The sequence below is a fragment of the Yoonia sp. I 8.24 genome, assembly GCF_022096995.1.
Taxonomy (GTDB): domain Bacteria; phylum Pseudomonadota; class Alphaproteobacteria; order Rhodobacterales; family Rhodobacteraceae; genus Yoonia.
Map to the genome: position 1 here is coordinate 1 of NZ_JACXGQ010000011.1, position 12,450 is coordinate 12,450.

At 56.2% G+C, this 12,450-nt stretch carries 13 protein-coding genes; 3 read left to right on the plus strand and 10 right to left on the minus strand.

Annotated elements, in window-relative coordinates; translation table 11 throughout:
• Positions 1–109: 109 nt before the first annotated feature.
• Positions 110–1,810 carry a tetratricopeptide repeat protein gene (locus Yoon_RS16635; protein WP_238113771.1) on the plus strand — a complete coding sequence of 567 codons (1,701 nt, stop codon included), beginning with the start codon at positions 110–112 and terminating at the stop codon, positions 1,808–1,810.
• A complete protein-coding gene (locus tag Yoon_RS16640) occupies positions 1,797–2,672 on the plus strand; it encodes a 4-(cytidine 5'-diphospho)-2-C-methyl-D-erythritol kinase (RefSeq protein WP_238113773.1) in 876 nt (291 codons plus the stop codon). The genes Yoon_RS16635 and Yoon_RS16640 overlap by 14 nt, the downstream gene beginning before the upstream one ends.
• On the opposite strand, the gene Yoon_RS16645 is transcribed toward Yoon_RS16640, so the two are convergent.
• From Yoon_RS16645 to Yoon_RS16655, 3 genes are read right to left on the minus strand one after another with little or no spacing between them, the layout of a single operon-like run.
• Positions 2,660–3,313, minus strand: a complete 654-nt coding sequence (locus Yoon_RS16645; RefSeq protein WP_238113775.1) for an HAD family phosphatase — start codon at positions 3,311–3,313, stop codon at positions 2,660–2,662. The genes Yoon_RS16640 and Yoon_RS16645 overlap by 13 nt on opposite strands.
• A complete protein-coding gene (gene rsmD / locus Yoon_RS16650; protein WP_238113777.1) occupies positions 3,310–3,867 on the minus strand; it encodes a 16S rRNA (guanine(966)-N(2))-methyltransferase RsmD in 558 nt (185 codons plus the stop codon). The genes Yoon_RS16645 and rsmD overlap by 4 nt, the downstream gene beginning before the upstream one ends.
• Positions 3,864–5,078 (minus strand): NAD(P)/FAD-dependent oxidoreductase, encoded by a 1,215-nt coding sequence (locus Yoon_RS16655; RefSeq protein WP_238113778.1) that lies wholly within the window; start codon positions 5,076–5,078, stop codon positions 3,864–3,866. The genes rsmD and Yoon_RS16655 overlap by 4 nt, the downstream gene beginning before the upstream one ends.
• A gap of 87 nt (positions 5,079–5,165) precedes the next feature.
• Here Yoon_RS16655 and Yoon_RS16660 point away from each other — a divergent pair, with 87 nt between their 5' ends.
• A complete protein-coding gene (locus Yoon_RS16660; RefSeq protein ID WP_238113779.1) occupies positions 5,166–5,657 on the plus strand; it encodes a peroxiredoxin in 492 nt (163 codons plus the stop codon).
• A gap of 39 nt (positions 5,658–5,696) precedes the next feature.
• Here the strand turns inward: Yoon_RS16660 and Yoon_RS16665 are convergent, their stop codons facing one another.
• From Yoon_RS16665 to Yoon_RS16695, 7 genes are read right to left on the minus strand one after another with little or no spacing between them, the layout of a single operon-like run.
• On the minus strand, positions 5,697–6,542 hold the full coding sequence (locus Yoon_RS16665) for a mechanosensitive ion channel family protein (RefSeq protein WP_238113780.1): 846 nt from the start codon (positions 6,540–6,542) through the stop codon (positions 5,697–5,699).
• Positions 6,535–6,831: a 4a-hydroxytetrahydrobiopterin dehydratase gene (locus Yoon_RS16670; RefSeq protein ID WP_238113781.1), complete on the minus strand. Its 297-nt coding sequence runs from the start codon at positions 6,829–6,831 to the stop codon at positions 6,535–6,537. Before Yoon_RS16670 ends, Yoon_RS16665 begins: the two co-directional genes overlap by 8 nt.
• Positions 6,828–8,012 carry a GNAT family N-acetyltransferase gene (locus tag Yoon_RS16675; RefSeq protein WP_238113884.1) on the minus strand — a complete coding sequence of 395 codons (1,185 nt, stop codon included), beginning with the start codon at positions 8,010–8,012 and terminating at the stop codon, positions 6,828–6,830. Before Yoon_RS16675 ends, Yoon_RS16670 begins: the two co-directional genes overlap by 4 nt.
• A 31-nt stretch (positions 8,013–8,043) precedes the next feature.
• Positions 8,044–8,796, minus strand: a complete 753-nt coding sequence (locus tag Yoon_RS16680) for a glycerophosphodiester phosphodiesterase family protein (protein WP_238113782.1) — start codon at positions 8,794–8,796, stop codon at positions 8,044–8,046.
• Entirely contained in the window at positions 8,793–9,254 is a 462-nt protein-coding gene (locus Yoon_RS16685) for a RidA family protein (RefSeq protein ID WP_238113783.1), read from the minus strand. The genes Yoon_RS16680 and Yoon_RS16685 overlap by 4 nt, the downstream gene beginning before the upstream one ends.
• A 53-nt stretch (positions 9,255–9,307) precedes the next feature.
• Complete coding sequence (locus Yoon_RS16690; RefSeq protein WP_238113784.1) at positions 9,308–10,612, minus strand: HlyD family type I secretion periplasmic adaptor subunit; 1,305 nt, start codon at positions 10,610–10,612, stop codon at positions 9,308–9,310.
• Complete coding sequence (locus Yoon_RS16695; protein ID WP_238113785.1) at positions 10,609–12,342, minus strand: type I secretion system permease/ATPase; 1,734 nt, start codon at positions 12,340–12,342, stop codon at positions 10,609–10,611. Before Yoon_RS16695 ends, Yoon_RS16690 begins: the two co-directional genes overlap by 4 nt.
• Positions 12,343–12,450 lie beyond the last annotated feature (108 nt).

Consider the following 12,450-nt stretch of genomic DNA (forward strand, 5'->3'; position numbering starts at 1 on the left):
CCCCCCCCCCCCAATTTAGCGTGATCCGCTGTGTTCACGAGGACGTGTTTGCAAGCTTCGTCAGCTGTGCGTAGGCTGTAGTTGAAACTTCCACAAGGCTATTTGTATTTTGCTCAAACGTTCCCTTATTCCCGCTCTCGTTGTGTCTTGCTTTTTGACCTCTGGTGGGGCGGCGCATGCCGATCCGGATGCAGGCGCATATTTGGCCAGTCGGCAGGCCGTCTTCGACAGCAATTTTGCAACCAGCGTGCGGTATCTGACCGAAGGGTTGCTTGCTGATCCGACGAATGGTGACCTGTTAGACCTGAACTTGACCGCCTATGTGGCGCTTGCTGATTTCGATAAAGCGGTGGTTATCGCAGAGGCGTTGGCCGATCTTGATATCCGCAATCAGGTGGCACATTTGGTCTTGCAAGCGGCTGATGTCGACGCCGGGAACTGGGACGAAATCTTTCGCGGGCTTGAAAATGGCCGCACGGTAAGCCCGTTGATTGATGGCGTGGCGCAGGCTTGGGCGCATTTAGGTAACGGTGATATGCGCAAGGCGCGCGCGGCGTTTGACCGGGTCATTGAGACCGATGGGCTGGCTGTCTACGGCATGACCCACAAGGCTTATGCGCTGGCCTCCGTCGGTGATTTCGAAGGTGCAGAAGCCGTGTTTACGACCCCAATCGCGGGCGGGATGCGCTATAATCGCAATAGCGGTATCGCCCATGTTCAAATCCTCAGCCAGCTGGGCCGCAATGATGACGCGCTGACGATTTTTGATCTGATTTTTGGGGCGAATTTGGATCCCGAACTGGTCATGCTGCGCGCGCAGTTGGCAGCGGGCGAGGCTGTGGCCTATGATGCAGTCGCGACCCCCCAGCAAGGCATTGCCGAGCTCTATCATGTCACCGCCAGCGCGGTGATGGATGACGCGCCTGACGCTTACACATTGATGTTCGCCCGTTCGGCCAATTTTTTGTGGCCGGACAATTCGGTCGCAATTTTGATGACCGCAGGCTTGCTGGAAAAGCTTGATCAATATGATCTGTCCAACGCGGCCTACACCAGTGTCGCGCGCGATGACCCAGCGTTTTATGCCGCTGAATTGGGCCGGGCTGATGTTCTAGAGGCGGGCGGGCGCGTTGATGCCGCGATCGAAGTGCTGGATGCCCTCTCGCGTAGCCATTCTGATATGCCGCAAGTTTTTGCAAACCTCGGAGATGCCCTGCGCCATGATGGACAGTTTGCTGCGGCAAAATCCGCCTACACAAGTGCGCTCGACCTTTATTCAGATGACAACCCTGCCAAATGGTTTGTCTACTACACACGCGGTATCTGTGATCACCAAACGGATGATTGGCCCAGTGCAGAATCGGATTTTCGTGCGGCGCTTGCGCTCCAACCCGATCATCCGATGGTGTTGAACTATTTGGGGTATTCGCTGGTCGAACGCGGTGAAAAGCTCGACGAGGCGTTAGGCATGCTCGAAACTGCGGCGGATGCGCGCCCCGATAGCGGTGCGATTATTGACAGTCTTGGCTGGGTGTTGTTCCAGCTTGGGCGCTATGACGAAGCTGTCGGATTGCTTGAAAATGCGGCCGCGCTTGCCCCTGTCGACGCTGTAGTGAACGACCATTTGGGGGATGTGTATTGGGCTGTTGGCCGCACCATTGAAGCAGAGTTTCAATGGAACCGTGCGCTGTCATTTGATCCGCTTGAAAAGGATGCCGCGCGTATCCGTGATAAGCTAGAACGCGGGCTCGATCTTGTGCTCGTTGACGAAGGCCTTGCGCCGATCCGGGTGGCCAGTGGCGACAATTAAGGCGATCGCCCCGGCCAAGGTTAACCTCACCTTGCATGTGACGGGGCAGCGTGATGATGGGTATCATTTGCTTGATAGTCTGGTGGTGTTTGCTGGAGTCTGTGACCAGCTGAGCGCAACAATCACGCCAGACCTCAAGATCAGCGTGCACGGCCCGTTTTCTGGCGGCGTTCCTACTGATGAAAGCAATCTGATGATGCGGGCAGCGCAGGTGCTTCGGCGGGTGCGCGGGGTTATTGATGGCGCCTCATTAACGTTAGAAAAACATCTGCCACATGCGGCGGGTATTGGCAGCGGTTCATCGGATGCTGCGATTACCTTGGCGATGCTGGCCGAACTTTGGGGAGTTGCGCCGCTTGAAGCTGACCACCCCGCCGTAGCAGCGCTCGGCGCGGATGTGCCAGTCTGTTTGGCTGCGCCCAATCCGATGCGCATGTCCGGCATTGGAGAAGAACTGACGCCTGTGCCGCAACTGCCCGCCTGTGCGATTGTACTGGTCCGTCCCAAGGTTGCGGTGCCAACGGCGCAAGTATTTGCGAAAATGACCAATAAAAACGATGCACCCATGACACCAATGCCAGATGGCGCGGATTACGATGCTTTCGTGGCATGGCTGCGCGAACAACGTAACGATATGCAGGCTGCGGCACAGGCGATTGCCCCTGAAATCAGCACGGTTCTTGCCAAGCTGAATTCACTGCCCGGTGTCAGCGTTGCAGGCATGTCGGGGTCGGGCGCGACATGTTTTGGGTTGGTCAAAGACATGGCCACAGCGCGCCATGTCGCGCGGATTGTTCAGGTTTCGCAAATGGATTGGTGGGTTGCCCCCGCCGAAGTGCTGGGCACCAATCAGGTATTTTGACCCAGCCCCAACGCCTGTGTGATTTGGTCCATATGGGTAATTGGTGTAGCACCTGTATCGCCGATGCGGGTGGGGTCGCCATCTGCGACATAGCCAAAGCAGGGCATACCCGCAGCTTTGGCGGCTAAGAAACCAGCAGGCATATCGTCGATCATCACCGTTTCATCCGGGCTGGCACCGTGATCTGCCATGATCTTTTGCAGCATATCGGGGTTGGGTTTGGGCCCATGTTCGTGGCCTGAATAGATACGCCCTGCAAACAGATCAAATAGGCCAGACGGGCTGAGGCTGATTTCCATCTTGGGCACGGGGCCGTTTGATGCAATGGCGCGTTTAACCCCAGCGCGGTCAAGCGCGTGGATCAGGTCAATCACCCCCGCGATGACGGGCACGCCGTTGCGAAGCGCCGCAAATATGTCGACATAGATATCCGCCTCCCAAGTATCGGGAAGCTGCGCGCCACGGCGCGTGGCCTCAACGCCGACGCCTGTAATCGTGCCGCCTGCGAACATGTGATGGACGTCGCTGGGGCTGATAGTCAGGCCAAAACCTGCGAGGTTGGCCGATATGATCTGATCCGTCATCGGTTCCGTATCGACCAGCACGCCGTCGCAATCAAAAATTACCAGTTTGGGGGTCATTGGTTTGCCTCAAGAAACGTGACCCAGCTGTCGCCATAGCGGCGCTGATCACGTGTTGAAAATCCGGGGGGGGCGATTTGGGCGGTGTTTTCTTCCCAAACGATTAGCGCGCCGGGCGCGATCCATCCGGCGGCCTTTGCCGACGCCAAGGCCTTTGCACCAAGCGCGTGCCCGTAAGGCGGGTCCAAAAACACCAACCCACAGGCTGTACCCGCAGGCAGTTGCATCGCATCGGCGCTGATCAGCTTTGTGTCTGCTTGGCGTCGCAGTTTTGCGATGTTTGCGCGGATCAGCTTTTGCGCCACACGTCCGTTTTCGACGAATGTCACATGGGATGCCCCGCGTGAAAGCGCCTCAAGCCCGAGCGCACCGGTGCCAGCAAAAAGATCCAACACAGTAACGCCGTTGATCGAATCGCCAAAGCGGCCGCCTTGCAAGACGTTAAACAGGCTTTCACGGACGCGGTCTGTTGTGGGGCGCAAATGCGCGGCCGTATCACCCGCGCCGACATCTGCTAGGACCGTACCGCGATGGGTGCCTGCAACGATCCTCATGGCTTAAGAAGCGCCTTCATATCTGTCGCTGGATCTGTGATTTGCGCGGGCGTCGGGCTGCGGCCTGCTTCGATCAGGCGTTTGCCGATCATGTAATTACGCGGATCATTCATCGCATCAACGGCCAACAGCTCGCTGCCCTTAAAATACCAGTTTGACTGTACCCCGGGTGCATCGCCAATACGGGTATAAACATCGGTGTAGCCTGTATTCAGGCCGGCAATTTGCAATTTGCAATCATATTGATCCGACCAGAACCATGGCCTTGGCGCATAGGGTTCATCGTTGCCCATGATATTGCGCGCGATGGCTTCGGCCTGATCGATCGCATTGCCCACACTTTCAAGCCGAATACGCGCGCCCTTGAACAGACAAGATGCGCAATCGCCCGCGGCCCAGATATGCGGATCAGAGGTGCGCCCGTTTTCGTCGGTGGTGATCCCGCTATCGACTGCGATGCCGGCACTTTCAGCAAGAATCGTTGCTGGGTTGATCCCAACCCCGACAACGGCAAAATCGATGGCGATTTCGGTGCCATCGGTTAGGCGCGCGCCGGTGACGCGATCATCGCCGATCAGGCGATCAAGCCCCACGCCTTCGCGGATATCGACGCCGTGTGACTTGTGTAGCGCACGGAAATAATCTGACGTTTGCGGCGCGGCGACCCGCTGCAAAATGCGGTCTGCCATTTCGACCAACGTGACTTTTAGCCCGCGTTTCGCAGCCACCGCTGCCGCCTCTAGCCCGATATAGCCGCCACCAATAATCAACACCTGCCGGCCTTCAACGAGCGCTGGTGCCATTGCATCTGCGTCGTCAAGATCGCGCATTCCGTAGACCCCATCGAGCATACCACCGATGGAAGCGGGCAGCATGCGCGGATGTGCGCCGACTGTGAGTGCCAGTTCGTCGTAGCTCACAACACTGTTATCGGACAGGGTGACGGTCTTGCCTTGGCGGTCAATTGCGACCACCCGGGTGCTCAAACGCAGTAAAATTTGCTGATCTTCGTAGAATTCGGCGGGGCGCAAATACAGCCGTTCTTTCGGCATTTCCTCAAGTAAATAAGCCTTTGAAAGCGGTGGGCGCTGGTACGGGGGCACAGTTTCCGCCCCAATCATCGTGATGTCGCCATCAAAGCCATCACTGCGCAATTTCGCAGCCAATGCAGCACCCGCTTGGCCTGCGCCGACGATGACGACATGTGTCATGTTGATCTCCTTGGGGGTCACCCACTTGTTTCACGCCCATCTATATGGGACTCACCAAAAGAAACAAACACGAAGGGGCAAATAATAATGACAATAAAAACAGGCGATACGCTGCCAGATGCAACACTGCTGGCGCTGGGCGACAACGGGCCAGAGGAAGTCGCGCTTGCCGATAAATTGGCAAACCGCAAAGTAATCATCTTTGGCCTGCCGGGTGCCTATACTGGCACATGTTCGACAGCGCATGTTCCCAGCTTTATGGTGACGTCTGATGACTTTAAGGCCAAAGGCGTGGATGAGATTATCTGCGTCGCGGTCAATGATCCATTCGTGATGAAAGCATGGGGCGAGGCGACCCGCGCGACCGACGAAGGGATTACGATGCTTGCGGATGCGCACAGCGAATTCACTACCGCAATCGGTATGGAATTTAGTGCGCCGCCTGCTGGGTTCATCAACCGTTCAAAACGCTATGCGATGCTGGTTGATAACGGTGTGGTCAGCATTTTGAACGCTGAATCTAATCCGGGTGAATGCGATATTTCTGCGGGTGAGACGCTTCTCGAAGCGATGGACTAGGACAAGGTTGGGCGGCGCGTTTTACGCCGCCCGGTCGGCCTAGCCGTTGGCTCGTACAATTGTCTGGGTCGGGAACGGAATATCGATCCCGGCTTTATCAAGCGCTTCTTTGACCTGACGTTTCATATCGGCTTGGAACTGGAACAGATCGCCGCGGTCGCACCAGACACGCACCAGAAAATCAACAGAACTGTCGCCAAGGTTATTGACCTGAATAAACGGCTCTGGGTCGGTTTTTGCACGTGGATCGGCAAGAATTGTATCGCGGATCACCTGTTCGGCGGTCTTTAGATTTGCACCGTAGCCGACGCCAAACACCCATTCTGCGCGACGTGTTTCATAGATAGAATAGTTGACGATCGTATTGCCCCAAACCTGTGCATTTGGGATGATGATCTGTAGGTTCGCAGGCGACGCCAGTTCGATAAAGTTCAGCGTGACGTTTTGTACGGTACCCATTTGGCCAGAAACCTCGACGAAATCGCCGATTTTTACTGGGCGGAAGAATACGATCATCACACCAGCAGCGACGTTCGACAAAGTGCCTTGCAGGGCTAGACCAATGGCCAAACCCGCCGCACCGATGACCGCGACAAATGACGTAGTTTGAACGCCAAATGTGTTGAGTACAAAGAGAAAGGCAAAGCCAATCACCACATAGCGGGTGATATTGCCTAGGAAGTTGAACAGGGTGATATCAAGATGCGGGTTTGCTTGCCCAAGTTTGACCAGCCGCCGCCGCAGCCAGCCCCCAAGGATAAATCCGGCAATTAAAATAAAAATCGCGGCAGCGACATTTCCGAAGATAGAGACGAGAAACTGTACCGTCAGTACATCTCCGATGGTGTTTCCATTCCAAATGGCGGTATCTAACAGCTTATCCAAGACTGCCTCCTGCAAGTTCATCCAATTTTTCGCCAAGCTTGACGTCTCGCGTCGATAGACCACCTGCGTCATGCGTGGTCAACGTAACGACGACCGTTTTATAAATATTTGTCCATTCGGGGTGATGATCCCATTTTTCTGCCCAAAATGCAGCACGTGTCATGAACCCAAAGGCGTCAATAAAACTTGCGAAGCGGTAGGTCTTGCTGATCGCGTCGCGCCCGTCGACCATGGCCCAACCGTTCACCAGCAGTGGCGAAAGCAGTTCTTTGCGTTCTAAAGGGGTCATTGCTGTTCCTCTTGGTTGGATTTCTTGAAGGGGCCATAGCTGGTAAGAATTTCGATTTCATTGTCAACAGCGGCACGCTCGGCCTCAAGATACTGCCCAACGGCGTCACGAAACCCGGGATCGCCGAACCAATGCAAAGAATGCGTCGCAACGGGTAGGTATCCGCGCGCAAGCTTATGCTCACCTTGGGCACCGGCCTCGACCCGGTGCAATCTGTTTTGGATCGCAAAGTCGATTGCTTGGTAATAGCAGATTTCAAAATGCAGGCAGGGGTGATGTTCGGTGCAACCCCAATACCGCCCATAAAGCGTATCACGGCCAATGAAATTCAGCGCCCCCGCAACTGCCTGCCCGTCGTGCATGGCGAACACCAGCAGCATGTCGTCGCGCAAGCTCTCTTGTGCCCGGTCGAAAAAATCTCGGGTGAGATAGGGGGTCCCCCATTTGCGAGTGCCAGTGTCTTGGTAAAACTCCCAAAACGCATCCCAATGGGTGGATTGGATTTGATCGCCCGTCAGGGTGATGATTTCACCACCAAAGGCGTGCGCTTGGGCGCGTTCTTTGCGGATGTTTTTGCGTTTGCGGCTGGACAGCGTTGCAAGAAATGCGTCGAAATCGGCGTAGTCATCGTTGATCCAGTGGTATTGTTGACCAATGCGCGATTGCAGCCCCATTTCAGCGCCTGCGATGGCCTCGGCCTCGGTGCAGAACGTGGCGTGTAACGATGACAATTCATTATCGGCGGCGATTTGAATTGCGCCTTGGATTAGCGCCGACATACCGACGGTTTCAAACCCCGGGCGGGTTAAAAACCGACGCCCTGTCGCTGGTGTGAATGGCACGGCGATCTGTAGTTTCGGGTAATATCGTCCGCCTGCGTTTTCATAGGCCTGCGCCCAATTGTGATCAAAGATGTATTCGCCCTGACTGTGGCCTTTGGCATAAAGCGGGGCGGCAGCGATCATCTGCCCGTCTTGATGCGCTGTCAGATAACGGGGTTGCCAACCGCTGCCCGCACCCACTGATCCGCTATCCTCAACCGCGCGTAAGAACCGATAGGTGGTGAACGGGTCAACGGGCCGGCCGGTTGCGTCTTCGGGGCAGGCGCAGGCATCCCATTCTGCGGTGTCAATGCTGGCAAGGCTGGGGTGCGCTGCAATTTCAATCGGGGTGTTGGTCATATCCACAGATTTGGGGTTGCGCGGGTCCGCGTCAAGCGCGGTACCCTTCAAAGGTCACATTTTCCGCGACTTCGCGCGCCTTTGCTTCTGCCTCAGGCGATCGGATGGTCCAACAGAGCACACGTGCGCCTTGCGATTTTAGCGTGGTCACGCGTGGGCGGTCCAGATCATCGGCCTCATGACTGATAAAGCAGGCTCCGGTGCGGTCGTAATCTGGGATATCGCGCAATTCATTTCGCCTGCCACTGGGAACCTCTGGCCAAAATTTTGAGAGGTAGCTAGAGGTCGTGATCCCGCGCGGGATTTGCGGGGCAAGATGCGCCATCGCGGCCACGCTATGCGGGTTGAAAGACATTACGGCAACGTCGCCAGTATAGTTGGCGAGCGCATCGGCGGTGGCCTTTTCAAGCTGGCCGACGTTTGGGCCCATCGCGCCGTCTTGGTCTTTAATCTCGATCAGCAGCGGGACTTGTCCCTTCACGGTGGTCAGAACCTCGGGCAGCGTTGGAATTTTGCCCGCGTCATCCGTCAGGGGAATCTGCACCAATTCGGCAAGATCGCGTGATTTCACGGGACCGGTTTGCGCGGTCAGCCGATCAAGCAGGTCGTCGTGAAACACAATGGCGTGCCCGTCGCGCGATAGCTGCACGTCAATTTCAATGCCATAGCCAGCATCAATCGCGGCCTGTATCGACGCAAGGCTATTTTCAACGCGTCCATTTGCACGGTCATGCAGGGCGCGGTGGGTGATCGGGCGGGCAAAGAAGGATGCGGGTAGCGTCATTTTATTTGAAAGATCGCTTCGATTTCGACTGCAACGTCTAGCGGCAGGCTGGCCGCGCTGACTGCAGAGCGCGCATGGCGGCCTGCATCGCCAAGGGCGGCAACCATAAAGTCAGATGCACCGTTGATGACTTTGGGTTGGTCCGTGAAATCAGCAGTGGAATTGACGAAACCTACCAGTTTAACAACCTGCACGAGGCGGTCGATGTCGCCGTCACAAGCAGCCTTGAGTTGGGCCAGCAAGCTAATTGCACAGGCTTTGGCGGCGTCAGCACCCGCTTCTACACTTATATCAGCGCCCAGCTTACCAGTTATCAAACCGTCCGCTGAGGCCGAAATTTGGCCCGACACGTAAACCATATCGCCAACAATAACATAGGGCACATAGTTGGCGGCGGGTGCGGGTGCGTCAGGCAGGGTCACACCCAATTCGGCCAGTTTTGTTTCAATCGCGCTCATGGGAATCTCCTGTCATTTTGACGGACGCTAGCGGGCAATCCGGCTGCGTGCAATCACGTCTCGCGGAATGCTTTGGCAAAATAATCTGCCAGCGGTTTGAGCAGGTATCCCATCGGGCTCCGGTCCGCAGTCCGAATGAATGCCTCGACCGGCATGCCGGGGATCAGCGTCATATCTGCGGGTAGCCGCGCGATTTCGCCATCGTTCAATTGCACCTCGGCGCGGTAGAATGACTGACCCGAGTTTTCGTTCTGAAATGCATCGGCTGAGACTTGGGTGACTGTGCCAAAAAGTTCGGGTGTACGGCTGCGATCAAACGCAGAAAAGCGCAGCGTGACTTCTTGGCCGACATAAATCTGATCGACATCTTGCACGTTCACTTGGGTCGCAATCACTAGCGGGCGGTCTTGCGGGATCAAGAAAAGCACAGGATCAGCGGCGCGGATGACAGATTGTTCGGCGAAAACCTGCATGCCGTAAACGACCCCCGACACGGGCGCGCGGATATCCAAACGATCCAATTGACGGATCAATGTGCGACGCCGTTCGGCCAGTTCTAGCTGGTTGTATTGCAGGTCGCGCAGTCGGGTGATTGCCTCTTCACGCCGCGTTGTTGAAAGCGCTAAGATTTGCAGGTCGATTTCGGTGGCGCGTTCAGCGGCTTGCGCGGCTTGTGCGGACAGATCACCCATCGTGCCAAGCAGGCTGGCCTCTTCGCGTTGCAATGACAAAACCCGGCTGGCCTGCGCAAGTCCGCGGTCAAGCAGCGTTTGCTGATCTGCCAGCTCTTGTGCGATCAAGGCGCGCTGGGTTGCAAGGGCGGTTTGCTGTGCGGTGATGCCGTCGATTTGGCTCGCGATTTGGGCGCTTTGCTGGTGTAGCTGTTCGACAGCACTTTGGTTCGAGTCGCGACGGGCCGCAAAAAGCCGGTTTTGCCCTGCAATCAACTCGGCCGCTTCAACCGTGCCTGCTTCTGTCAAGGTCGCGTCAAACGTCAGCGTATCTGCACCATCGCGTTCTGCCTCGAGCCGTGCGCGCCTGGCGAGAATTTCGAATAACTGCCCTTCAACAACTGCGCGTTCTGACTGCAACACAGATGCATCTAATCGGACAAGTAAATCACCGGCTTCAACCGTGTCGCCTTCAACCACCAAGATTTCAGAGACCACCCCGCCGTCAGGGTGTTGTACAACTTGGCGATTGCGGTCGACCTCGATCTGGCCGCTGGTGACAACCGCGCCGGTGATTTGCGCAAGTACGGCCCATGTCCCGAACCCACCAACAAGAACGATCAGAGTAAGAATTCCCGCCCAAAGCAGCCGTTTTGCAGACCAGTTATGTTGGGTAGGATCGGTCATGTGACACCCCCGGCTTTGCCGCTTGCGCGTTGAATGTCGCCGTGATTTTTGACCATCTCGGCCATCACGGCATCTTTGGGCCCAAAGGCACGGCGCGCGCCGTTTTCTATCACCAAGAGCGCGTCGCATTCTTGGATCGCGGCGGGCCGGTGCGCCATGATAAACACAATCGCCCCTTCGGATTTGAGCGTTTTGATCGCGCGGTTCAGCGCAATTGATCCTTCGTTATCAAGGTTCGAATTGGGTTCATCCAAGACCAGCATAACGGGATCACCGTAAAGCGCGCGCGCCAAGCCGATCCGCTGAATTTGCCCGCCTGACAACCGGCCACCAGTGGCGGTTACACGTGTGTCGTAGCCATCGGGCAACCGCAGGATCATATCATGTGCTGCGGATTTTTGCGCGGCTTTGACCACGGCGGCGTCATCTGGCTGCAACGCCATCCGGGCGATGTTTTCTTTGATTGTGCCGTCGAACAACTGTACGCGCTGCGGCAAGTATCCGATATATTGCCCCAAGGTATCCGGATCATATTGGTCAAGCGCCGCACCGTCCAAACGAACCTTGCCGCCCGCAGGTTGCCATACCCCTGTCAACACCCGCGCCAGTGTGGATTTCCCGGCGCCGGAGGTGCCGATTACGCCAACGGCTTGGCCGGGTTTGACCTCAAAGCTCATGGCACGCAACGCCGGCAGGGTTTCACCGGGCGGGACCACGGTCACTTGTTCCACGCGCAAATGCGCGTTTGGCTTTGGTAATGTGGTATGCGCGGTATCGGCGGGAACGGCGCTAAGCAAGACCGACAAGTTGTGCCAGCCTTCGCGCCCGCTTTGGAATACCGCCCAATGGCCGACAATCGATTCAATCGGTGCAAGCCCGCGACCCAATAGAATTGACCCAGCAATCATCGCACCGGGCGACAGTTGGTTGTTCAACACAAGATAGGCCCCAAGACCCAACATTGCCGATTGCAAAATAAGCCGGAACGTTTTGGTCAGTGCTGTAAACGTACCCGATGTATCTGCGGCTGATATGGTTGCCTCTAGCGATTTTCCGCGCGCGCGTTGCCAGCGCCCAAAGGCTGCATCGCGCATACCTAGCGAATGTACCATTTCGCTTTCTTGACGGATTTGGCTGCCCATTTGGTCCGCTGCAAACCGTGCGGCCTGCGATCTGGTTAACGGCTTGCGGCTGCTAAATTGGTTCATCAGTGCCACTGCGATCAATATGACGGCCCCAATGACCGCAAGCATCCCCATCAGCGGGTGGAATATGAAAATGCCCATAAAAAACAGAGGTGCCCAAGGCAGATCAAATGCCGCCATCAGCGCCGGAGACGTGATCATGCGCTGGATGGATTCGAGATCGCGCAACCCTGTCGCTGCTTCGCGCGGCGCGCGCGCTAACGTCGTAGCTTGCATTACGGCGGCAAAGACCGGACGGTCTAGCTGCGTTTGAAACTCTGCACCAACACGGGCCATGACCCGGCCGCGGACATAATCCAAAATACCCATCATCCCGTATAGAAACCCAACGAGAGCCGATAGCGCGATCAACGTTTCAAACGACCGCGAGCTCAGCACGCGGTCATAGACGTTCAACATATAAAGCGGCCCGGTCAGCATCAACAGGTTCACAAAAAAGCTGAAAATTGCGACGGCCCAATAGAGCGCACGGCTAGACTGTCGGGCGGCGCGCAGTTGAGACAGACCTTTGGCGTTGTCGGGCATGCGTGAAAATTTCCTTACCTGCGCAGATTTTGCGCAACCTATAGCAAAACACAAGGGTGTTAACCTTCAATCTACACCTGTGAATTTACGGGCAAACATTCATTTAAG

Excerpts from the sequence above, each read along its gene's own strand:
- Yoon_RS16645 (WP_238113775.1), bottom strand. The coding sequence starts at position 3,313 with ATGACCCCCAAACTGGTAATTTTTGATTGCGACGGCGTGCTGGTCGAT.
- rsmD (WP_238113777.1), bottom strand. The coding sequence starts at position 3,867 with ATGAGGATCGTTGCAGGCACCCATCGCGGTACGGTCCTAGCAGATGTC.
- Yoon_RS16675 (WP_238113884.1), bottom strand. The coding sequence starts at position 8,012 with ATGACCAACACCCCGATTGAAATTGCAGCGCACCCCAGCCTTGCCAGC.
- Yoon_RS16680 (WP_238113782.1), bottom strand. The coding sequence starts at position 8,796 with ATGACGCTACCCGCATCCTTCTTTGCCCGCCCGATCACCCACCGCGCC.
- Yoon_RS16690 (WP_238113784.1), bottom strand. The coding sequence starts at position 10,612 with ATGACCGATCCTACCCAACATAACTGGTCTGCAAAACGGCTGCTTTGG.
- Yoon_RS16695 (WP_238113785.1), bottom strand. The coding sequence starts at position 12,342 with ATGCCCGACAACGCCAAAGGTCTGTCTCAACTGCGCGCCGCCCGACAG.
- Yoon_RS16655 (WP_238113778.1), bottom strand. The coding sequence starts at position 5,078 with ATGACACATGTCGTCATCGTCGGCGCAGGCCAAGCGGGTGCTGCATTG.
- Yoon_RS16670 (WP_238113781.1), bottom strand. The coding sequence starts at position 6,831 with ATGACCCCTTTAGAACGCAAAGAACTGCTTTCGCCACTGCTGGTGAAC.
- Yoon_RS16660 (WP_238113779.1), top strand. The coding sequence starts at position 5,166 with ATGACAATAAAAACAGGCGATACGCTGCCAGATGCAACACTGCTGGCG.
- Yoon_RS16685 (WP_238113783.1), bottom strand. The coding sequence starts at position 9,254 with ATGAGCGCGATTGAAACAAAACTGGCCGAATTGGGTGTGACCCTGCCT.